We start from the raw sequence: 22,205 nt of genomic DNA on the forward strand, positions 1-22,205 counted from the left end.
CCCATGAGCAAGCGCGTTGTTATCGACCCTATCACACGTATCGAGGGTCACTTACGTATCGAAGTCGAAGTTGATGAAAATAACGTCATCAACAAGGCTTGGTCATCCTCCACACTTTGGCGCGGTATTGAAGTCATTCTCAAAGGCCGCACGCCTATGGATGTTGGCCTTATTGTGCAACGTATCTGTGGCGTATGTACCTATTCCCACTACCGCTGCGGTACTGAAGCGGTTGAAAATGCGTTAGGAATTCAAATTCCATTGAACGCAAGATACTTACGTTCATTAATGCAAACCTCTTTATACATGCACGACCATATTGTCCATTTTTACCATCTACACGGCTTAGATTGGGTTGATGTGGTTTCTGCACTGAGCGCCGATCCTGCTAAAGCGGCACAAGTTGCCCTGAAATACACAGACCATCCCATAGCGGCGGGTGAAGGTGATTTAAAAGCGGTACAAGAAAGAGTTAAAGGCTTTGTCGAAACGGGAAAATTAGGTCCATTTGCCAACGCTTATTGGGGCAACGGCACCTATAAATTTACCCCAGAGCAAAATCTTATCGCGCTATCTCACTACCTTAAAGCGCTTGAAGTACAACGTGTTGCGGCAGAGATGCTAGCCATTTTTGGTGGCAAATCACCACATCCACAATCCGTTGTTGTCGGTGGTGTGACTTCGGTGCGCGACATGTTAAGCCCTGCTCGCCTGCAGGAATGGAAGCAAAAACATGCGACAGTAACTGACTTTATTCTGCGTGCCTATCAAGCAGATATCGTGATGGCGGCCGAAGCCTTTGGTACTGAACCTAGCGTGTTGGGCGGCGTAAACGTGAAAAACTTCATGGCGACCGATGACTTTGTGTTAGCCAATGGCGAATACATGTTTAATCAAGGCGTGATCATGAATGGCGACCTTGCCGGCGTCAGTGATGTGAATCCAGATCTGATTGCCGAAGACGTCAGCCACGCTTGGTATAGCGCCGATGCGCCGCAACATCCCTATGACGGTACAACGATTCCTAATTACACTGGTTTTGTTGAACGCGACACTGTCTACGGCAAATTGCCAACACTGGATGGTGATGGCAAATACTCATGGGTGAAATCTCCCCGTTATCAAGGTGAGCCTGTCGAAGTGGGTCCACTCGCCTGCCTATTGGTGAGTTATGCCCGCGGTAACAAGGTGGTCGTGGATTCGGTTAATGCCCTGCTCGCTCGCACAGGTCTACCCGTAGCGGCTCTATTTACCACTTTAGGTCGCACCGCAGCCCGTATGCTGCAAACAGTCATCGTCGCCCAAGAAGGGTTAAAAACCTTTGATGCGCTGCTGACGAATATCCAGTCCGATGAATCTACCTATGTAAAACCCAATATTGATCCAAATAAAGAGTATGTAGGTCACGCCATGATCGAGGCGCCACGCGGCATGTTAAGCCACTGGATCCGCATTAAAAATGGAGTGATTGAGAACTATCAAGCCGTCGTACCAACTACCTGGAACGCAGGTCCAGTGGATGCCAACGGTAAAATGGGTCCCTATGAAGCCTCTTTAATTGGCTTGAAACTGGAAGATCCTACTAAGCCCCTTGAGGTGATACGTATTATTCACTCATTTGACCCTTGCATGGCGTGTTCTGTACACGTAATGGATTTCAAAGGCCAAGCATTGAGCGAGTTCCGTGTCAGTCCCAATGGTCAATAATCGAGGGAGGGAACGCAAAATGAACCATTCTGCAACCCGCATTCGGACACTGATTTTTAGTCCGGCAATACGGATTTTTCACTGGCTCAGGGCACTGTCAATTCTGGTGCTAGTGATCACCGGATTCTATATTGCTTGGCCGTTTCTGGTGGCGCCTGAAAGTACGGACGTACTCGTACAAGGCTGGATCCGCTTCGCTCATCTGATTTGCGGTTTTGTACTAACCGCAATCACTTTAGTGCGCTTCTACCTGTATTTTTTCAGCCGAAGCGACATTGAGCGGCGCTCATTTCGCGATGTCATGAGCGTAAAAAGCTGGATCACTCAGCTGAAATCTTACTTATGGATGGGGCACTTACATAAAGCCGGTGTCTATGGACCGCTGCAATTTGTGACTTATGTAGCAATCTCACTGGTCGCTCTTGTGATATGTATAACGGGTCTGGTGTTGTACGCCAATGTGTATCACCAAGGTTTAGGTGGCATGCTTTGGGGCAGCGCCGCTTGGATCACGGCACAAATGGGTGGGCTAGCACAAGTTAGGATTTGGCATCACTACCTCACTTGGGCATTTGTTATCTTTGTGGTTATCCACGTCTATATGGCGGTTTGGTCAGGGATACGCTTCAAACATAACTCAGTTGACTCGATTGTCTCTGGCTATGACTACCCAAAGCCAGACTCACACCACTAGGAGTCCAATGAAGATATTGCTACTCGGTATTGGCAATGTCCTGTACGCCGATGAAGGCATCGGCGTACATTTTGTCAATTATATAGCTGATAATTATCAGTTTACCCATGAGTCCCACCAGCTAACGCTGCTCGACGGCGGCACCTTGGCTCAGGGACTTATCCCTATTATTTGCCAATACGATTATTTAATCGTGGTCGATACTGTTAACGCCAATGGCGTAGAAGCGGGCGAAGTCTACTTCTTCGATTTTGATAAAGCGCCGAAGGAAATCGACTGGCAAGGCAGCGCCCATGAAGTCGAAATGCTGCAAACCCTCAATATGATGGAAATGGTTGGCGACAGGCCTAAAACCTTCGTGCTTGGCGTCACCCCAACCGTGCTCGAACCTATGGTGCTAGGCTTGACCCCTAAAGTCGCCGCCGCGGTACCTTTAATGGAATCAAGCTTGTTATCCCACTTAGCCTCCCTTGGGTTCACTGCAACGCGTGTTGCCGAGCATAGTATCGACTCGCTGATCCCTGACTCTTATAAACGTGGCGTTACTACTGGTGAAAGTATATAGAAGATGAAAAACATCAGATTTGATTTTACCTGCTCACGTCAGGTGCCTTTGTACGCGCATTTATGTAATCAATATCTAAATTATGATGAACTAAATATCAGCATAGGCTGTGATGGTCAACATAGCTCAGGTCAATATAGTGGCCAACATGACTTTGGCCCCCAAAGCTATTTTATTGAAGCTCAGGGCGAGCAAAACCAACTAGAACAATTGGCCGATGCCATTGCCGCGGATTTTTTGATTTCCGCTTGGTTGATTGACTCTAGTATTAAAGTCATCGACGAGCCCCAAGGCAGTAAAACCTTACTGCCCTTTCCACAGTCTGGATCAAGCCCTGCCATAGTGCCTTTTTGCCAGCATTGTTATCCGTTGATTGGCGATAATCAGTCGGCTAAGTTTGGCACACTCGATTTAATTTGCCCTTGCTGCAAGGGCGAAACACAATTAACGTCCGCACAAAAAGCGTTAACCTTGTCAGATATTAAAGCCATGGCACAGGGACTGCTGACACAAGGCCCACTGACATTAGCGGCCGCCGATAATCTGCAAATCAGCCTGACACCGTTTGAGCAGCCCTTAAGCGAGCGGCCACAACTGTTAATTTGTAATCCCAATACGCTGAACGCCCATTTTTGTCTGAACGATGCGCAGGTGCTCGCGCTTTCGAGTATTGAAAAGCCGCTTATCTGCGCGAGACCCACGCAAGAACACGACAAACTCAGTGCGCCACTGTACGACATTTGCTTTGCCTACAGCCGAGTGATCTTAGTGCTCGGGGAAGTATTACGACAAAAAGGGGTCGATTGGGTTTACATTAAAGGGCCGCATAATAGGCCGAAGCTAGCTTGGGTCGATGGTGCTTGGGCACAAATCGCCAGTCACGATTTAAGCTCAACACAGGTTCAAACCAAGCACTTTATCGCTCCAGAACCCTTAAGGGGAAAAGTCAGTTTTCACGGTTATCAAGCCCAATGGCAAGCGGCGAAACGTTCACGATCGCACCAAGGCGAACTGAGTGTGGCAGTATTGACTCAAGTACCGTCAAGTGAAGACAGTGATATTCATTGCACCAGTATGCTAAGCGATAATAATCAAAATACAGTCAACACAGAAAATCACACCCTTGCAGACGCTGCGCTATTTAGTGCGCTGCTCAACGGTAAATTTACCAGTCATAAACAGGCAAAAAATGCCGCGGTCATTTACTTAAGCCATAGCCACGCCAGTCAAATTGTCACCTGCAATAATAAGGGCGACACTGAACTCTTCTTTGCCCTGCCCGAGCTACCCGATAACGGTTACGAAATCTTCCATCAACTGGACAGCAGTCCGCAAAAAGCCGTAGCACAAAAATTTAAGAGCCTGTTCCCCGAAGATTACCTAAAACTTTTAAGCCTAAAGCTTCACGGCAGACGGGACAACTTACAAAGCCTGTGGGCGATTGCTGCCATATTAATTGGCCTTAATACACAAGAAGAGACTCAAAGCCAAGCAAGGCTCAGCGATGCACTCATGGCCGCTGCCATGCGCTACCACGGTGCCAATGCACCGCGTATCGATTATCCGCTGACCAAAGGTGAAGCCCACCGCAGCCTAAATTGGTGTAAAACCTTAGGCACTGTGTTAAGTTTTCGTATTGCGGGTAATGACGATCCAAGTCAGCTCGCCTTTGCGATGCAAGACTCGCTGGCGGACTATTTATCTAACTGGATCGAGCATATCGACTTAAATATCGGCGTGCACAATATAGCCTTAGCGGGCAATGAATTAATCAATGAAACCCTGTGCAAACGCATCAGCTTGCGCTTAGGCAAAAACTTTCCATTGGTGATCAATCGCAGCCTAGATTTAGACGGCGATAACTTAGCCGTTGGTGCACTTTACGTTAAGCAGCGCCAACTGAATGCCCATGATTAGGAGGCCAAAAGTTAAGTCACAACGTATGAAGCCACATAGGCACAATAGTCGCCACAAAAAGCACAGTGACCTGCAGATAAAACGAAGGCTGGCATTGGAATACCTTGTCCACAAGGGAGCCACGTTAAAGCGTTGTCAGTTGCACGTCACTGGCATAGTACAAGGGGTGGGATTTCGCCCCTTTGTCTATCGTTATGCCCTTGAGTTTCAACTGACGGGTACTGTGCTCAACAATGCCAAGGGCGTGACCATTGAGCTGCAAGGTAATGATGAAAACCTCACTCGCTTTATCACTGTACTCAATACCACTCCACCGCCACTCGCCCGTATCGACAATATCAGCCAAATACCACTGCCAATTTTATTAAGAGAAACCACGTTTGAGATTATAAAAAGCGACAGCCATGAGGACGATGACCCAAGTTCACCGATAGGTGCGCAAGTGGCTGTATCGGCAGATAAAAGTACCTGCCAAGACTGCATGAACGATATACATAATCCTGATGACCGCCACTTTGGCTATGCCTTTACCAACTGCACTAACTGTGGCCCTCGATACACGATTATCAATGCTTTACCCTATGATAGACACAACACCGCCATGGCCGATTTTGACATGTGTCCCGAGTGCGCCAAAGAATATCAAAACCCACTCGACCGCCGCTACCATGCCCAGCCCATAAGTTGCCCCGCCTGTGGCCCCAGACTCAGTTTAAAAACACCGCAAGGGGAATACATCCTTCCCAGTGCCTCAAATGTCAGCGCACCTGAATTGAGTACGGACCTTGCGGTACTGACAGCTGCGGCTGATAGATTACGCCAAGGGCAGATTCTGGCAATTAAAGGATTGGGTGGATTTCACTTAATCTGTGATGCCCGAAGTGACAATGCCGTCAACGCACTCCGGCTGCGAAAACAGCGCCAAGCCAAGCCGCTAGCGGTGATGATGGCGGATATCACCATGGCGCAGCACTATGTCACAGGGACGGATGCCGAGTGGCGAGTGCTGAGTTCGCAGGAAAGGCCCATAGTGCTTATGAGCAGCCGAGCCGAACATGATCTCAGCTTAGCTGTCGCCCCCAATCTGAATAAACTCGGGGTATTTTTACCCTACACACCGCTACATCATTTGCTATTAGGTCTCTTCAAAGGGCCATTAGTTGCAACCAGCGCCAATGTTTCCGGTGAACCTATCATCACTGATTGTGATGAGCTTATTAGTCACTTAAGCCATGTGGTGGATGCGATAGTCGATCATAATCGGCCGATTATTAATGGCTGTGATGACAGTGTGGTGCAAGTGATCCAGCCGCAACTAGATTCCTCCGTAGAGGTGCAAGTATTGCGCCTCGCCCGCGGCTATGCACCGTTAAGTTTCCCCTTAGAGATACCGCTGACCCAATCGATTTTGGCCGTGGGCGCACAACAAAAAAATGCCATCGCCTTAGGTTTTGGCAATAATGTGTTTTTAAGTCCCCATATTGGCGACCTGTTCAGTGTCAGCGCCGAGCAATATTTTGAGCGCACTTTAGCCACTTTTGCTCGGTTGTATCACTTTACGCCAAATCTTATTATTCGCGATAAACACCCAGATTATGCCCCTTCGCGCTGGGCTGAAATGCACTCAAACCCGAGTATAAAACTCAGCGATACCCGTCAAAATCAATGTTTATCGGTGCAACACCACCATGCCCATGTGCTCAGCGTAATGGCAGTTAACCAATATCGAGATCCCGTATTGGGCTTTAGTTTTGACGGTACAGGGCTTGGCGACGATGGCAGTTTATGGGGCGGTGAAGTGCTATTAACTACGCTCGATAAAGCCGAGCGACTGGCCCATTTTGAGCCCATAGCCCTGCTAGGCGGCGAGCAAGCCATTAAGCAACCCGTGAGGTTATTACTGGCATTATTGTTCGAACAAATGAGCCTCGATACTGTGCTCGCATTACAATTACCTATATTAAACAACATGCGCCCAAACACTCTGACTAACTTACATAAGATCTGGCAGAACGGCAGCGCGATAAAAACCTCCTCTGTCGGGCGACTGTTCGATGCCCTCGCCTGCGCCTTAGGCTTAATAGAAACCACACTGTTTGAAGGTCAAGCGGGCATGGCGATAGAAGCCGCGGCCAATCGCGCCGATGCATTAGCCCTTGAAGTCATTTCGCTTAACTTACCTCTTGACATCGACCAGTGGCGAAGCAGTGAGATGTTCAAGCAAATTGTTGAATTGATTACAGCACAACCGCTAACAGACAATAGATGCTATGCCATCGCCCGCGCCTTTTTACACACATTAGGTGATGCTATCTGTGATTATGCTGCCCAGTATCAACACCTCCAAACCGTGCTCTGCGGTGGCGTATTTCAAAATAAATACCTCTTGGAATACTGCCTGAGCAAGCTCAGCGCCCAAGGAAATAAAGTGTTATCCAGTAAACAGATACCCATCAATGATGGCGGCATCGCCCTAGGCCAACTTTGGTATGGCATTCATCAGAGTCAATAACCTTACTTATTTGATACCCCCTGATGTTCGCTCGCCATTTTTATCCCCATAAACCTGACGAACATCAAAGATCCGTAGCGCAATTTGTATCACACTCAACATTAGCGTAACCAAATTAACGATTCGTACATCAATCATTATTTGTCAGGCAAAGTCCTCGTACTCTGCCGATACAAGGAGAGGTAAAATGTGTAAAGACTGCGGCTGCTCCCTTACCCGCCACGACCATGATCATCTAGGCGCGCATGCCCATAGCCATGAGCATAATCATGACCATTCACATACTCATGAGCATAGCCATCAAGAGTTACACACAAATCCTCAGTTAAACGATAAAAAAACCTTGTCAGTCATCCACAAAATTTTAGATAAAAATGATGTCGAAGCTGGACATAACCGCGCCCACTTTGAGGCACATAATATTACTGCCTTCAACATCATGAGTAGCCCGGGCAGTGGCAAAACCACCCTATTAGAAAATCTCAAAGAATACACGCAGCTCAACTATGCGGTGATCGAGGGCGACTTAGAAACCTCCCGCGATGCCGACCGCCTCATCGCTAAAGGCATTAAGGCCTATCAAATTCAAACGGGCAGCGCCTGTCACCTCGACGCCTTTATGGTGCACGGTGCCCTACATCATCTGCCGCTTGAAGGACTCGATATTTGCTTTGTCGAAAACGTCGGTAATCTCGTCTGCCCAGCCAGTTATGATGTGGGCACTCACAAAAATATCGTGCTGCTATCAGTGCCAGAAGGTGATGATAAGATTGAAAAATATCCTGTGATGTTCCGCCGCGCCGATGTAGTTTTTATCACAAAGTGCGATCTACTGCCCTATTTTGATTTCAAGATGGACGAAGCCAGAGCGCAGCTTAAAAAACTCAATCCAGCAACTCAAATTATTGAAGTCTCAATTAAAGATGGCGACTCCATGCAGGCTGTAGCCGCTTGGCTTAAAGACAATATTCGAGGTGCACAATAATGTGCTTGTCCATACCTTCCCAAGTGGTGGCGGTCGATATTGAGCGCCAGAGTGTCACCGTCGATACCTTAGGCGTGCGCCGCGATGTCAGCAGTCATTTAATGAATGAGCCACTGGAAATTGGCGACTATGTACTTATCCATATTGGTTTTGTGATGAACAAAATTGATAAGGACGATGCGCAGCAAAGCATTGATCTATACAAAGAAATCGTCACTAAGCTTGAAAATGAAGCCATACACTGACCATCAGCAGTGCAGGATTAAGTCGCAAGGCGCACCCCTATCGAGTGCACCGAGGAAAAAGCATGCTTGAACTAAAACACCTCTATCAAGGCTTTCGCGATCCCCAAACGATTGCCAATTTAGCACGGGATATTCGGTTAACTGCTAAATTGGTTAAACAACAAATCAATATCATGGAAGTCTGTGGTGGCCATACTCATACGATTATGAAATACGGCTTGCTAGATTTACTGCCGGATAATATTGAATTTATCCATGGTCCTGGCTGCCCAGTGTGCATTATGCCTAAAGAGCGCATCGACCAAGCCGCGGCGCTTGCCTCCCAAGAAAATGTTATTCTTGTGACGCTGGGCGATATGATCCGTGTGCCTGGTTCTCAAGGCTCTTTAGCCAGTTTTAGGGCCAAGGGCTGCGATATTCGCCCAATTTACGATCCCTTAGATACGCTCAAAATTGCCCGCGACAATCCCGATAAAACCGTAGTGTTCTTCGCCATTGGCTTTGAAACCTCAACCCCAATGACAGCAATTTTGTTACAACTGGCCGAACAAGAAAAACTCGAAAATCTACTGTTTCATATCAATCATGTATTAGTGCCACCCGCAATTGATGCCGTAATGCACGACCCAAAAGCCAGAGTGAACGCCTTTATCGGCCCAGCCCATGTGAGCGTGATCAGCGGCGCAAAAATCTATCGCAGCACAGTCGAAAACTATGGCACACCCGTGGTTGTCGCAGGATTTGAGCCCGTCGATGTGATGGAGTCGATTTTACGGATTGTGCGCCAAAAAGCCGCGGGTAAAGCTGAGCTCGATATCCAATACAGCCGCGCAGTATCGGAGGACGGCAACCTCACGGCGCAGGCCAAAGTAAATCAATTCTTCAATGTCAGACCGCAATTTCGCTGGCGTGGACTAGGCCCAATCCCCAATTCAGCGCTGCAGCTTAAACCCGAATATGCCCACAGAGACGCCGAACTGCGCTTTAAAGACCGCCTACCGGTGAAGGAAATTGACGATCATAAAGCCTGTCAGTGTGGTGATATTCTTCGTGGGCTTGCTAAACCAAAGGACTGTAAAGTTTTTGGCCGCGGCTGCAATCCCGAAACGCCCTTAGGCAGTTGCATGGTCAGCTCCGAAGGTGCTTGCAATGCCTATTACCGCTATCAAGGTATCGATATCAAGGAACCACATCATGGCTGATACGCTTAAAGATAAATCCATTCAACTCAGCCACGGCGGTGGCGGCAAAGAAATGAATAAACTGATCCGTGATCTGTTTTTTGCCGAGTTTGATAACCCAATCCTTCGCAGCGAAGAAGACGCTGCTAAACTCGATTTGCACGGTGCTAATGCCTTTACCACAGACTCTTTCACCGTATCCCCTTTATTTTTTGCCGGCGGTGATATCGGCAAGCTCGCCATCGCAGGCACAGTCAACGATCTCGCTATGATGGGCGCAGAACCTCAGTATTTGAGTTGTAGTGTGATCATAGAAGAAGGCTTTTCTATCAAGGATTTAACTACGATTGTCCGCAGTATGGCGAAAGAATTAAAACACAGTGGTGCACGGATTGTCTGCGGCGACACTAAAGTCGTACCCAAGGGGTGCGCCGATGGTTTATTTATTAATACCTCAGGCATTGGTCGCATCTTGCGTCCCAATATTTCCGCGGCGAATGTCACCGTGGGCGATGCCATTATTGTCTCCCGTGATATTGGCTGCCACGGTGCAGCGATTTTAATGGCGCGTGAAGGACTCACGCTCGAATCAGCATTACAAAGTGACTGCGCGACGCTCTGGCCCATAGTCGAGCAATTGATCGCCGCCAATATTCCCATTCATGCGATGCGCGATGCGACTCGCGGCGGCTTATCGGCGGTGCTCAACGAATGGGCCGTCGCCTCCAATGTCGGCATCACAGTGAATGAAGCCAGTATTCCCGTTAGCGATGAAGTCAAAGGTCTGTGCGAACTCTATGGTTTCGAAGCCATGGATCTTGCCAACGAAGGCACTTTCATCCTCGCTGTTCCCAACGACATCGCCTTAGGCGCGCTCGAGATCATGCAACGCTTTGGGCGCTGTGAGCATGCAGCGATAATCGGCACTGTGAGTGATGATTTAGTGGGGAAAGTCGTACTAAGAACGCCTTGGAATACTAAGCGTTATCTCGATCTTCCCCAAGGTGAACTGCTGCCAAGGATTTGCTGATGCACGAATATTCGATTGTGAGTGCCCTGATTGAGCAATGCGAACAGCACGCGCTGGCCAATCATGCCGATAAAATCACCCGAGTGGATATCAAACTGGGAGTCATGAGCGGGGTTGAACCTAGCCTGCTACAAACGGCCTTCGATACGTTCAAGCTCGATGGGATTTGCAAAGAAGCCCTACTCAATATGCAAATTCAGCCGCTAGTGATACTTTGCCAAGACTGCCAGACTGAATCCGTACTGAGTGAGCGCACGGTCGTCTGCCCTGCATGTCAAAGCTTTCGTACTCGCGTACTCGATGGCGAAGATATGTTACTGATGCAACTTGAGATGGAGCAGAACGAGGATTAATCATCCACGATACGCATTGTTAACGACAACGCTATTGATAAAACGCTCTATAAATAAAGAATGCTATCAATAAAGAACGCTCTTCAACACAAAAATGGCTTCGAGCACACAGAGCTCAAAGCCATTTTAAACCACACTATTTCAGTCACGCTACATCAGCTGTAGATAGAAGCTTCACCCTCTGGGCGCGTCTTGAGAACGCGCAGGAACCACATATACTGCTCTGGGTAAGCTAAGATAACTTGCTCGACCACTTTGTTCAGTGCCAACGCCTCATTTTCTTTGCCCACCATGTCTTCAGGCGCAACGGCCGTCATCACAGTGAGATCAAATTGGCGTGACGTTTGATTGTAGCCAATCTTTACTGGCAGCACTTGGGCATTCCCCGCCTGCGCTAAACGCCCAACAACAGGTAGCGTTGCCTTCACTGTGCCTAAAAAAGGCGCAAACACGCTTTGTTCAGGACCTAAGTCTTCATCGGGCAGATAAAAGAAACTGTTACCGCGCTTAAGCTCAGCCAATAACGCCCGAATGCCCGCCTCGCGCATATACACATGGCCACCACAACTGCTGCGTACACGATTACTAAACCAATTGAATAAGCCGTTTTTATGGGCTTTGGCCATAGTCACCATAGGCAACTCAAGGTTAAGGCGTAAACCAGCATAATCAATTGGCCACACATGGGGCATGATAAAAATGATCGGCTGCCCCGCAGCCTGCGCTTTAGTCACATGCTCAAAGCCGATTAAATTGACTCTACGACGTAAATGCGCTTTTGAGCGCACCAGCAATTCGCCCTGTGCTAACAACACCAAAACGAAGTTTTGCACGTTCTCACGGATTAACACTTCAATCTCGGCGGAAGATTGTTCAGGAAAGCACGCCCTTAAGTTGGCTCTCGCAACGCTAATGGGCTTTTTGGCAATTGGCATCACTATTTTTGCCAATAATCTTGCAATAGGATCACGCAGCCATGCGGCCATGAGTCCGAAAATCACTAATAGACCAATCACTAACCAAGTGGCCCAGTATCTAGGGTGTAATAAGGCGAGTTTAAAACGACGGTCAAAATGTTTGGGCTGTCTTGACAAAGAATTCACCTCAGACAGTGGATAGAAATAATGGAGATATTACACAAAAAAATAAACAGGAAAGCCACTCTCTAAGGAGTGGCTTTCCCATCAAACAAACGAAATTACTTACCCGTGTTTGCTGCTTCTACACGAGTTTTCAGCTTTTGGCCGGGACGGAAAGTCACGACACGACGAGCAGAAATTGGGATATCTTCGCCTGTTTTTGGGTTCCTTCCCGGTCTTTGATTCTTGTCCCTAAGGTCAAAGTTGCCAAAGCCAGATAACTTGACCTGCTCACCACTTTCAAGTGCGCCCCGAATCTCTTCAAAGAACGACTCAACCATCTCTTTGGCGACACGTTTGTTCATTCCGAGTGTTTCAAAAAGATGTTCTGCCATTTCGGCTTTGGTAAGTGCCATACTTTAATCCCTCAACGATGCGTTGAACTCGGACTTAAGGGCAGAAACGACTGAACCAACGGTCTCAGCAATCTCTTTTTCCTCAAGCGTACGAGTAGTGTCTTGTAATGTAAGTGCTATCGCCAGGCTCTTCTTGCCAGGTTCAACACCTTTACCTAAGTATACATCGAACAAGTTTATGCCAACCAACTGATTTTCGCCAACTTTTCTTATCAATTTCATTACATCACCTGCAGATACACTCTCATCTACTACGACTGCGATGTCACGACGATTAGCTGGAAACTTAGATACAGCTTGGGCTAGCGGCAAACTGGTATGCAATAAAGCATCCAATTCCAACTCAAAAACGATGGTTTTACCATTGAGTCCAAAAGGCTTCTCCAAACTAGGATGGATTGCACCTATATGACCGATCACTCGATCATTTCTCAATATTTCAGCACATTGCCCCGGATGGAGAGCAGAATGCGTCGCTCCTCTAAAGCTAAATTCTGATGCGGAAACTGTCAAGCCGATAATTGCTTCTAAATCACCTTTAAGGTCGAAAAAATCAACAGTTTTCGATTCCATAGCCCAATGTTCATCATTTTGGAGCCCAGTAATGACACAAGCGAGCATTGCTTGCTGCCTTACACCGGATTCTGCATTGATATCAGGAACAAAGCGCAGGCCAGTTTCAAAAAGTCTCACGCGACTCTGTTGACGACTTTGGTTGTAGCCAACGGCGGCCAATAAACCGGTGAACATTGACAGGCGCATGGCCGACATTTCACTGGAAATTGGGTTTGGTAACACCATAGCGTCTAAACCAGGATGAACCAGATTTTGCAATTTTGGATCGACAAAACTGTAGGTTACCGCTTCTTGGAAACCACGAGCGACCAATAAGGCACGCACGCGTTTTAGGCTTAAGTCAGATTCTTTATGATCTGACATACGCAGCGCAGCAACAGGCGCCGTATTCGGGATATTGTTATAACCGTAAATACGGGCAACTTCTTCGATCAAATCTTCTTCAATCGCCATATCAAAACGATAAGTCGCGGTAGTGACCTGCCAACTATCTTGGCCCACAACCACACTGAAGCCGAGACGTTGTAGAATTTCGACCACATCTGTGTCTGGTACATGGTGACCTAAAATTCGATCTAACTTGCTGCGACGTAAAACGATTTGTGCAGGTTTGGGTAAATCAGCTTCTGATTTAGCCTCAACTACAGGGCCAGCTTCACCGCCACAGATATCCAGTACTAAACGCGTAGCACGGTCGATAACCTTGTGTTGCATCTCAGGGTCAACACCACGCTCAAAGCGGTGTGATGAATCTGTATGCAAACCTAAACGACGTGACTTACCCATAATGGCAAGCGGCGCGAAGAAGGCACATTCAAGCAGTATGTCTTGGGTCGTGTCGCTCACGCCTGAGTATTCGCCGCCAAACACGCCGGCGAGTGCTAATGGACGCGCATCATCGGCGATCACTAAGGTATCACTTGGAATCGTAACTTCACTGCCATCAAGCAGAGTGATTTTCTCTTCGCCAGTGCCTAAACGCACTTGGATATCGCCTGTTAATTTGGCCAGATCGAAAGCGTGCATAGGTTGACCGAATTCAATCAACACAAAGTTAGTGATGTCCACGATAGGATCGATAGAGCGAATACCGCTACGGCGCAGTTTTTCCTGCATCCATAATGGCGTAGGCGCTTTCACATTAACGTTTTTAACCACACGGCCTAAGTAACGTGGACACGCTGCAGGCGCGTTAACGTTAATCGTGAGCTGTGCATCTGTCGTTGGCGTGACGGCTTGCCACTGTGGCTCAACCACTGTTTGGCGGTTTAACACGCCCACTTCACGGGCAAGACCTGCCATACCTAAGCAATCGGCACGGTTAGCCGTTAAATCCACATCAATAACGGCATCATTAAGTTGCAGATAATCACGGATGTCAGTGCCTAATGGCGCGTCCAATGGTAATTCGATGATGCCATCGCTTTCGACGTTGATGCCAAGCTCGCTGTACGAACACAACATGCCTTCTGATGGCATGCCACGCAGCTTGGCTTTCTTGATTTTGAAATCGCCAGGTAATACGGCGCCAACCATAGCCACGGCCACTTTAAGACCCTGACGGCAGTTTGGTGCACCGCAGACGATATCGATAAGTTCGCTACCACCAACGTTGATTTTGGTCACGCGCAGTTTATCGGCATCGGGATGCTGACCACACTCCACCACTTCACCAATCACGACACCGCTAAAATCGGCAGCCACGGCTTCAACGTCATCGACTTCGAGACCGGCCATAGTGATCTGGTGGGATAATGCTTCACGGCTGACTGAAGGGTTTACCCATTCACGAAGCCAAGATTCGCTAAATTTCATGCTATTACAGCTCCGTTATTTAAATTGCTTCAGGAAACGTAGGTCGTTTTCGAAAAACGCACGTAAATCGTTTACGCCGTAACGCAACATAGTTAAGCGCTCGACACCCATACCAAAAGCAAAACCAGAGTATTTTTCTGGATCTATGCCAACGCTGCGCAGCACATTCGGATGTACCATACCGCAGCCAAGCACTTCTAGCCATTTACCATTTTTGCCCATCACGTCCACTTCCGCTGAAGGTTCAGTGAATGGGAAGTAAGATGGACGGAAACGCACTTGCAGATCTTCTTCGAAGAAGTTACGCAGGAAGTCATGCAAAATGCCTTTCAATTCGGCAAAGTTCACATGCTCATCAACCAAAAGCCCTTCCACTTGGTGGAACATAGGCGTGTGAGTTTGGTCGTAATCGTTACGATAAACACGGCCCGGAGAAATAATGCGTAATGGTGGCTTTTCAGTTTCCATAGTACGAATTTGCACGCCCGAAGTTTGGGTACGCAGCATCAGTTTAGGATTGAAATAAAAGGTATCATGATCAGCACGCGCAGGATGGTGCTCAGAGATATTCAGTGCGTCGAAATTGTGGAAATCATCTTCAATTTCAGGGCCCTGCTTTACCGAGAACCCTAATTCCCCGAAAAAGGTTTCGATGCGCTCAATGGTTCGAGTCACAGGATGTAACCCACCGATCTCTTGGGTGCGGCCTGGCAAAGTCACATCAATCTTTTCAGCGATTAATTTGGCTTCCAATTCCGAACTCTTCAGACCATCGATGCGCTCAGTTAATTTTTGTTGAATCGCCTGTTTAGCATCATTGACCGCTTGGCCAAAGGCTGGCTTTTCTTCAGGGCTTAAGCTACCCATCATTTTCATCATGTCGGTGATCTTACCTTTCTTACCAAGGTAATCGACACGGATATCATCCAGTGCTTTTAGATCACTGGCCTGGTCAATAATGACTAAGGCTTGTTCTACGATCTCAGTTAACTGCTGCATTTTCTCTTCCACTGCATAGTCGCGCTTGATAAACAAGTGCTATGGGCGCCAAACTTTCAGGCTATTTGGGTGCTCAGGTTATCGGGCGTTAATGCCAGACGCTTTGCTAGCTATAACGAAATAAAAGGATAGAAATTTTACGCGAGCGAGCGGCATATTACTAGGGCTTATTGGGGGTTTTTATCATGCAAATTCATGTGTTACCCCAGTTCAGAGCCTGAGTTTTGCTCAAGGGGAAACCCAAACCTCGATTCTGACGTAAACAACTTCCGCTTTCAGCCACTAGCAGCACTTGTAACTAAACTGTAAACTCACATCTGTACCTTGCCAAAATTGCAGCAAACAACACAATAATGACTGCAATTAGACTACATTAACCATATAAATTATTACAAAACAGAAAACTATAAAGTCTATGGCAAACTGACCGATATAAATTCGGTTTATGGCCCATTTTATCGAGGCACTCATGAAAGAAGTAAAATTTCGCTGGATAGATCAATATCTTATCCATATGACCTTAAAAACTAAATTCGCTATTCTCTCTATCGTTCCTATGTTGATGATTGTTGGACTGGCGCTTTTCCTAGATAACCAATCCCAGCAAACCTTAATTCAAGGACAGCTCAACAGTCTGCAAAATGCTTCACAACAAATCAACCAAGTCACTGGCAGCTTATATAACAAACTACCAGAGCAAGAACGCCAAACTATCCTTAATCAACTTAGTCGCGAAATTGAAGGTAATGTCAGCATTGTTTCGGTAAATGAAGCCGATAGCAAAGCCCAATCCATCGCTCGCAGTGGTGGTGGTATTGATGATAGCGGTAAGCAACCTAGAGCTGTGAGTCGCGTTAACGATCAAAACCTGATCACGATTATTCCCCTAGACAGCAAAGAAATTGATGCCTTGCTCGCCAACGATAACCTGCTGGTTTATGGCCTAATGGCGGCACTCTTGTTTGTGCTATTTTTGTTCAGCTATTACATTTCAACCTTCGTAGGCGGCGCACTTTATACGACAGTGATGGCATTAAAACGGGCCGCATCGGGTGATTTAACGGGGCGTTTAAACTTCTTCGAAGTAAAAGACGAGTTCAGTATCTTAGCCATCAGCATAGATACCTTAGTAGAACGTCAACATACCTTAGTCAAGCAAATCGCAGAATCGACCGCTAAAATACGCGAAGTTGTATCATCGTTTCGTAGCACAGCGCAGCAAGGTCAATCCTTGGCGGTAAACCAGAGACAACATCTGGACTCCTTAGCGACGGCAATGGAAGAAATGACTGCCGCAGTGAAAGAAGTTGCCCGCAATGCCGAACAATCCTCAGCCGAAACCCAAGAAGCCAATCAACAGGTTAGCGCAGGCGGGAAAGATATTGAAACCACAGTTAAGGCCATCGATGTGTTATCGGATGAAATCTCCGCGGCCTCAAATGCGGTAGGTGTACTCAATGACAACGCCAGTAAAATTGATGAAGTGGTGTCAACCATTAATGCGATTTCCCAGCAAACCAACCTACTGGCCCTCAACGCGGCAATTGAAGCGGCGCGCGCCGGTGAACAAGGTCGTGGCTTTGCAGTGGTGGCCGATGAAGTACGTACTTTAGCGGGGAGAACTCAGGCCGCAACGGTTGAAATCAAAACCATGATCGAATCACTTCAATCGGGTACTCGCAATCTGACACAAGTGATGTCGCGTACTGTGAATCAAGCCAATGAAGGTAAACAACACGTACTGCAAACGGGTAAAGACTTAGAGTTTATCGCCCACCACAGCAACAAAGTGTTTGAAATGAGTGTGCTAATTGCGACCTCGGCCGAAGAGCAGTCGGCAGTGGCCAACGAGATTGCGACTAACTTAATGGAAATTCGCAACCAATCACACGATGTGGAGCAATCGGCCAACCAGTCGGTTTCAGGTTGTGATGAGCTGCAAGCAACAGCTGGTCAACTTGATCAGTTGATGGTGGGATTAAAAATCTAGTTGCGCATTATTTGATGGAATTTAAATTCACTTAACACCCAAAATGCACAAGGGAGCGATAATCGCTCCCTTGTTGTTTTCATTCTGACGGTCACTTTCCAATCAACAAGTGTCGTTTCAATTAATCAGTTAATTTTCAATCGATAACGCTACGGCAAAATGAATTCACGTCTGTTAATCCACGTCTTTAAGTGGCCATAGCACGATATGATCTTCAATATCCTTCACGCGTCTTTCATCCACCACCTTGCCTTGGATCGACATACCCGCTAAATGCATCGCTTCTTTGGAGCCTGTGAGCAGCGGGTGCCAGCTCGGTAGCTCACGCCCTGCCGCTAGGCGGCGATAGGCACAACTGTCGGGCAACCAAGTTAACTCATGGATATTATCAATCGTGATCACTGTACATTGGGGGACATGGGTGAAACGGTCACTGTAATGCAGACAGCCTGCCGTTTGATGATCGAGCAAAAGGCAAGCTGCATTAGTGTAATACAAGTCTTCGGTTTCATCATCTATCAACTTGTTTAAACAACATTTACCACAACCGTCACACAGGGATTCCCACTCGGTTGTGCTCATCTGCGCTAATGTTTTACTCTGCCAAAATGCCATGATTAACTGTATCTTCTTAATAAAAAACCCGCTCAATGCGGGCTATTTTACACTAATTTGTCGTCAGATACGCAATGCCACTGAGATTAACGAGTGTGGTTTGACGCGCCAGAGCTCATTAGCAGCGTCTTGATGCTACCCAGTTAATCTTTGATCCCAAGACTTAGCTTATGCTCAGCCAATAAATTCACCTGAGGTGGCGGAATTTGTAAATAAAAGCCATTTTCTGCCATGGCTGCTCTGACTTTATGTATATCTGCCATTCCTAACGCGTCGCGTTTAGCGATAGGAAACACCATCACCAACTTTGGCACGCCAAACATTTCCATCAAAGGCACTGGAACATCGTCAAAACAATCTCTTTTCTTCACAAATAAATAAGTATCAGCCTTTCGGCTACTTTTATAAACGGCACATAGCATAAGAATCAAATATCCAATAGTTCAAACTTGCCAGTCAATGGGGCACACTATAACATGGTCGCCTAGTAATTTAATTGTAAAATCAGCGAACCGACTGATGATTTCTGGAGAATAGTGCCGGGATGTCAAAACCTAGCTTAGAGTTAAAAGGCGCTTCTTTTACTCTTTCAGTGCTTCATATTAATAGCAGCGATTTACAAGCTGTCATGACTGAATTAGACCATAAATTGGCACAGGCTCCTCAGTTTTTTCTGGGTGCTCCTTTAGTCGTCAATCTGAGTGCCATTCAGCACGACAGCTTGAATTTAAGTGCGTTAAAGGATCTGCTGATCTCACGTCAATTAGTGATTGTTGGCATAACGGGCGCGACAACCGTACTCAGTAAACAGGCAAAAGACTTAGGCCTTGCCATAGTCAAAGCGGGAAAACAGAGTAGTACCCCGCCGCCAGCCCCGCGCCAAACTAAGATAGTGAAGCAAAATATTCGTTCAGGCCAACAAGTCTACGCAAAAAATGGTGATTTAATCATATTTGGTGCGGTAGGCAATGGCGCAGAAGTCATCGCAGATGGTAGCATTCATATCTATGGCGCATTACGAGGGAAAGCCATGGCAGGCGCCGCGGGCGATACCAGCGCCGTTATCATTGCCCACTCTCTGGAGGCCGAACTCGTTTCAATAGCAGGGCAATATTGGCTCGCTGAAAATCTACAACAACATAGCTCAGATAAAAGCGGCTGCATTCGCCTAAACGGTGAGTCGCTTATGGTTGAATCATTGCCCCTCTAAATGGCAGAACAAAGGATAGAGAGAAACATGGCACAAATTATTGTTGTCACTTCAGGTAAAGGCGGCGTAGGTAAAACCACATCGAGTGCTGCAATTGCGACCGGTCTTGCCATGCAAGGACACAAGACAGTCGTTATTGATTTCGATATAGGTTTACGAAACTTAGACTTGATCATGGGTTGCGAGCGTCGTGTTGTTTATGACTTCGTTAATGTGATCAATGGTGAAGCCAATTTAAATCAAGCGCTGATCAAAGATAAACGCTGCGATAAGTTATTCGTTTTACCCGCTTCACAAACCCGTGATAAAGATGCACTGACCAAAGAAGGTGTTGGCCGTGTTTTAGACGATTTGGCCAAAGACTTTGAGTTTATTCTGTGTGACTCTCCCGCAGGGATTGAGCAAGGCGCTATGATGGCATTGTATTTTGCCGATATCGCCATTGTGACCACGAACCCAGAAGTCAGCTCAGTGCGCGACTCAGACCGTATTTTAGGTATGTTGCAAAGCAAATCACGCCGCGCAGAACTGAATCTAGAGCCGATAAAAGAATATTTACTCTTGACTCGCTATTCACCGAGCCGTGTAAAATCGGGCGAAATGTTGAGTGTTGACGATGTTCAAGAAATTCTGGCCATTGAGCTACTCGGCGTTATTCCTGAGTCACAATCTGTACTGAAAGCCTCTAACTCAGGCGTACCTGTGATTATCGACCAAGAAAGTGATGCAGGTTTAGCCTACAGTGATACAGTCGCACGCTTACTGGGTGAAGATGTACCAGTACGCTTTATTACGGAAGAAAAGAAAGGTTTCTTACAACGGATATTTGGTAGCTAATTATGTCTTTACTCGACTATTTCAAAAGCAAGAAAAAGCCTAGCACTGCGGTAATGGCAAAAGAGCGCCTACAGATCATCGTGGCTCATCAACGTGGACAAAGGGACACTCCCGATTATTTCCCACAGATGAAACAAGAGATCATTGCCGTTATTCGCAAATATGTGCCGATTTCTGATGATCAAGTTTCTGTGCAGTTAGATCAAAACGACGCCAACCTGTCGGTACTCGAGCTTAACGTCACTTTGCCTGACAGATAAGTCGATGACACAAAAAAATGTCATCTTCAATTGAAGATGACATTTTGATGTGGATGTTTTTCAGCGATAGCTTCAAGTACGAAATATTAAGCACTAGACCTCAAGCTTTGCTAAAGCCTCAGTTGCCAATTCCCCTCGCCAACCGCATAACACTGCCGGTAAATCCCCTTGTTGCTTATCCCAACGCCATTGCAAAAACTCATGGATATGACGTTTAGAACCGAGCATTTCCTGCGGCACATCATGCTTTTCGCATAATTCGACCAAACAGCTTTTAATCGCTTTAAAGGCCGATTTGTAGCCTGATTTTAACGCCAATACATCCACTAACTCGGGTAAATTAACCAAATCCGCAGTTTGTAGCACACGTAATAAATCTTTGCCGTGGATGCGTTTTTCCTGTTCGGTCAAGTCATTGAGCTTAAACAAGTCAGCCGAAGTTTTAGGTTGCTTCTTCGCTAATGCAATAAGACCATGATCTTTGATCACAAAACCTAAGGCTAAATCACGGACTAAGGCTTTTTCAAGGCGCCATTTGGCGAGCACTTTAAGGTAAGCCAATTGAATTTCAGTGAGTTGAAAAGCATTTTTCACTTTCAAATAGGCTGTATCAAGATCAGGATCGGCAAGCCTGCCCTGAGTCATCCTTTCCCCTTCCTCGTATAACCAAGCTAAACGCCCTTGGGCGCTGAGTTTCGCTTCCAGTTGAGGATAGAGCTGATACAAATACAGGACGTCATTGGCGGCGTAGCTTAACTGGGCTTCCGTTAAAGGACGACGGATCCAATCTGTACGCGATTCACCTTTATCGATTACTTCACCAAGGCAAGTTTCAACTAACTTGGCATAACCCACACCGTGGCCCATACCACACAAAGAGGCGGCAATTTGGCTATCAAACAAAGGCGTAGGCTGACATTTGCCATAGTGGGCAAAAACTTCTAAGTCTTCACTGCAGGAATGCACTAGCTTAACGATATTCGGGTCCGATAACAGCGCCCAAAATTGGGCTAAATCTGGTAAAGCCACCGGATCAATCAAAGCTAAGGTTTTACCATCATAGGCTTGGATCAAACCTAACTTGGCATAATAAGTACGAGTACGAACAAACTCGGTATCTAACACGAGTATCTTACTCTGTTTATATTGGGCAACGAGGGCATTAAGGCTTGCTTCATCACTCACATATTGAAACGCTGACAAATTCTTCTCCAGATCC

Annotated in this window: 21 protein-coding genes; 14 read left to right on the forward strand and 7 right to left on the reverse strand. The window is 46.9% G+C overall.

Annotated features, from left to right (window positions below; all coding sequences use genetic code 11):
* The first annotated feature begins 3 nt into the window (after window positions 1-3).
* The 10 genes from hyaB (at window position 4) to hypA (ending at window position 11,189) form a co-directional block, all read left to right on the forward strand.
* Complete coding sequence (gene hyaB / locus L5M37_RS00775; RefSeq protein ID WP_105252282.1) at window positions 4-1,707, forward strand: nickel-dependent hydrogenase large subunit; 1,704 nt, start codon at window positions 4-6, stop codon at window positions 1,705-1,707.
* Window positions 1,708-1,726: 19 nt separating this feature from the next.
* Window positions 1,727-2,401 carry a Ni/Fe-hydrogenase, b-type cytochrome subunit gene (cybH, locus tag L5M37_RS00780; protein ID WP_028760178.1) on the forward strand — a complete coding sequence of 225 codons (675 nt, stop codon included), beginning with the start codon at window positions 1,727-1,729 and terminating at the stop codon, window positions 2,399-2,401.
* A gap of 7 nt (window positions 2,402-2,408) precedes the next feature.
* Window positions 2,409-2,966 carry a HyaD/HybD family hydrogenase maturation endopeptidase gene (locus tag L5M37_RS00785; RefSeq protein WP_105252281.1) on the forward strand — a complete coding sequence of 186 codons (558 nt, stop codon included), beginning with the start codon at window positions 2,409-2,411 and terminating at the stop codon, window positions 2,964-2,966.
* Between the two features lie 3 nt (window positions 2,967-2,969).
* The gene (locus L5M37_RS00790; RefSeq protein ID WP_263199037.1) at window positions 2,970-4,883 is read left to right on the forward strand and encodes a NiFe hydrogenase; all 1,914 of its coding nucleotides are present in this window, start codon (window positions 2,970-2,972) and stop codon (window positions 4,881-4,883) included.
* A gap of 94 nt (window positions 4,884-4,977) precedes the next feature.
* A complete protein-coding gene (gene hypF, locus L5M37_RS00795; protein WP_263199039.1) occupies window positions 4,978-7,395 on the forward strand; it encodes a carbamoyltransferase HypF in 2,418 nt (805 codons plus the stop codon).
* Window positions 7,396-7,582: 187 nt separating this feature from the next.
* Complete coding sequence (gene hypB, locus L5M37_RS00800; protein WP_105252278.1) at window positions 7,583-8,380, forward strand: hydrogenase nickel incorporation protein HypB; 798 nt, start codon at window positions 7,583-7,585, stop codon at window positions 8,378-8,380.
* A complete protein-coding gene (locus L5M37_RS00805) occupies window positions 8,380-8,625 on the forward strand; it encodes a HypC/HybG/HupF family hydrogenase formation chaperone (RefSeq protein ID WP_263199042.1) in 246 nt (81 codons plus the stop codon). The genes hypB and L5M37_RS00805 overlap by 1 nt, the downstream gene beginning before the upstream one ends.
* 62 nt (window positions 8,626-8,687) lie before the next feature.
* Complete coding sequence (gene hypD / locus L5M37_RS00810; RefSeq protein WP_263199044.1) at window positions 8,688-9,827, forward strand: hydrogenase formation protein HypD; 1,140 nt, start codon at window positions 8,688-8,690, stop codon at window positions 9,825-9,827.
* Complete coding sequence (gene hypE / locus L5M37_RS00815) at window positions 9,820-10,836, forward strand: hydrogenase expression/formation protein HypE (protein WP_131525471.1); 1,017 nt, start codon at window positions 9,820-9,822, stop codon at window positions 10,834-10,836. The genes hypD and hypE overlap by 8 nt, the downstream gene beginning before the upstream one ends.
* Entirely contained in the window at window positions 10,836-11,189 is a 354-nt protein-coding gene (hypA, locus tag L5M37_RS00820) for a hydrogenase maturation nickel metallochaperone HypA (protein ID WP_028760186.1), read from the forward strand. Before hypE ends, hypA begins: the two co-directional genes overlap by 1 nt.
* Before the next feature lie 155 nt (window positions 11,190-11,344).
* Here the strand turns inward: hypA and lpxM are convergent, their stop codons facing one another.
* From lpxM to pheS, 4 genes are all read right to left on the reverse strand, one after another.
* The gene (gene lpxM, locus L5M37_RS00825) at window positions 11,345-12,283 is read right to left on the reverse strand and encodes a lauroyl-Kdo(2)-lipid IV(A) myristoyltransferase (protein ID WP_131525470.1); all 939 of its coding nucleotides are present in this window, start codon (window positions 12,281-12,283) and stop codon (window positions 11,345-11,347) included.
* A gap of 104 nt (window positions 12,284-12,387) precedes the next feature.
* Window positions 12,388-12,684, reverse strand: coding sequence for an integration host factor subunit alpha (ihfA, locus tag L5M37_RS00830; RefSeq protein WP_006081370.1), 297 nt, complete (start codon window positions 12,682-12,684; stop codon window positions 12,388-12,390).
* A gap of 3 nt (window positions 12,685-12,687) precedes the next feature.
* On the reverse strand, window positions 12,688-15,075 hold the full coding sequence (gene pheT, locus L5M37_RS00835; RefSeq protein ID WP_263199045.1) for a phenylalanine--tRNA ligase subunit beta: 2,388 nt from the start codon (window positions 15,073-15,075) through the stop codon (window positions 12,688-12,690).
* 15 nt (window positions 15,076-15,090) lie between these two features.
* Window positions 15,091-16,074, reverse strand: coding sequence for a phenylalanine--tRNA ligase subunit alpha (gene pheS, locus L5M37_RS00840; RefSeq protein ID WP_006081368.1), 984 nt, complete (start codon window positions 16,072-16,074; stop codon window positions 15,091-15,093).
* A 469-nt stretch (window positions 16,075-16,543) separates the two neighbouring features.
* Here pheS and L5M37_RS00845 point away from each other — a divergent pair, with 469 nt between their 5' ends.
* Complete coding sequence (locus L5M37_RS00845) at window positions 16,544-18,064, forward strand: methyl-accepting chemotaxis protein (RefSeq protein WP_105253108.1); 1,521 nt, start codon at window positions 16,544-16,546, stop codon at window positions 18,062-18,064.
* Window positions 18,065-18,238: 174 nt separating this feature from the next.
* On the opposite strand, the gene L5M37_RS00850 is transcribed toward L5M37_RS00845, so the two are convergent.
* Together L5M37_RS00850 and L5M37_RS00855 are read right to left on the reverse strand one after the other, a co-directional pair.
* Complete coding sequence (locus L5M37_RS00850; RefSeq protein ID WP_219250509.1) at window positions 18,239-18,679, reverse strand: YcgN family cysteine cluster protein; 441 nt, start codon at window positions 18,677-18,679, stop codon at window positions 18,239-18,241.
* Between the two features lie 143 nt (window positions 18,680-18,822).
* On the reverse strand, window positions 18,823-19,101 hold the full coding sequence (locus tag L5M37_RS00855) for a YcgL domain-containing protein (RefSeq protein WP_028760191.1): 279 nt from the start codon (window positions 19,099-19,101) through the stop codon (window positions 18,823-18,825).
* A gap of 122 nt (window positions 19,102-19,223) precedes the next feature.
* Here L5M37_RS00855 and minC point away from each other — a divergent pair, with 122 nt between their 5' ends.
* Genes minC through minE form a run of 3 tightly spaced genes read left to right on the forward strand, consistent with a single transcriptional unit; the run spans window position 19,224 to window position 20,986 of the window.
* Window positions 19,224-19,889 (forward strand): septum site-determining protein MinC, encoded by a 666-nt coding sequence (gene minC, locus L5M37_RS00860; RefSeq protein WP_006086392.1) that lies wholly within the window; start codon window positions 19,224-19,226, stop codon window positions 19,887-19,889.
* 27 nt (window positions 19,890-19,916) lie between these two features.
* Window positions 19,917-20,726: a septum site-determining protein MinD gene (gene minD, locus L5M37_RS00865; protein ID WP_006086391.1), complete on the forward strand. Its 810-nt coding sequence runs from the start codon at window positions 19,917-19,919 to the stop codon at window positions 20,724-20,726.
* A gap of 2 nt (window positions 20,727-20,728) precedes the next feature.
* On the forward strand, window positions 20,729-20,986 hold the full coding sequence (gene minE, locus L5M37_RS00870) for a cell division topological specificity factor MinE (RefSeq protein ID WP_028760193.1): 258 nt from the start codon (window positions 20,729-20,731) through the stop codon (window positions 20,984-20,986).
* 93 nt (window positions 20,987-21,079) lie between these two features.
* Here the strand turns inward: minE and rnd are convergent, their stop codons facing one another.
* Window positions 21,080-22,189, reverse strand: coding sequence for a ribonuclease D (gene rnd / locus L5M37_RS00875; RefSeq protein ID WP_028760194.1), 1,110 nt, complete (start codon window positions 22,187-22,189; stop codon window positions 21,080-21,082).
* Between the last annotated feature and the right edge of the window lie 16 nt (window positions 22,190-22,205).

The organism is Shewanella sp. SM69 (assembly GCF_025653985.1).
Lineage (GTDB): Bacteria > Pseudomonadota > Gammaproteobacteria > Enterobacterales > Shewanellaceae > Shewanella > Shewanella oncorhynchi.